Consider the following 465-nt stretch of genomic DNA (forward strand, 5'->3'; position numbering starts at 1 on the left):
TTATCTTCGTCGAGCTTGTCGACCATCTTGCCGAGAATGGTGACAGTGCCTTTCTCCTCGTTGGTCAGCGTCAGATTGTGCAGCTCTGCTCCTGAGAATCGCAATTCGCCGCCGTTAGCGATGGTTGCGTCGCCGGCTGAAGCACCGTCAAATGTCAGCTTGCCCGCGCTAACCGGGGTCCCCTTCCGAAGGGAAGGTGCGAGGTCCGGCAAAGCTTCAATATCGTCCTGCGTGTACGCGCGGCCCACCGAAATCGTGCTTGCGCCTGCGCTCGCACCGGCAGCGAAGGTCAATTCACCGCCGTCGCGAAGCCCAATTGTTGCGTTTGCCGCGCTGGCACCGTCAGCGAAAGACAGCTTACCGCCCTCTTCAACGCCAATCTTTGCGTTGCCTGCGCTGGTATTCGTTCCGAACGAGATCTCTCCGGCCTCGCTTTTGCCGGACGTACCAAACTTCCTGGCCATC

General features: G+C 59.4%; 1 protein-coding gene. It reads right to left on the reverse strand.

The genetic code is table 11. The features are described 5' to 3' along the window. Window positions 1–465, reverse strand: a 465-nt coding sequence (locus CDV44_RS28190) for a hypothetical protein (protein ID WP_212677168.1), incomplete at both ends; no start/stop codon positions are given.

Origin of the sequence: Pandoraea sp. PE-S2R-1 (genome assembly GCF_002179865.1) — a bacterium.
Lineage (GTDB): Bacteria > Pseudomonadota > Gammaproteobacteria > Burkholderiales > Burkholderiaceae > Pandoraea.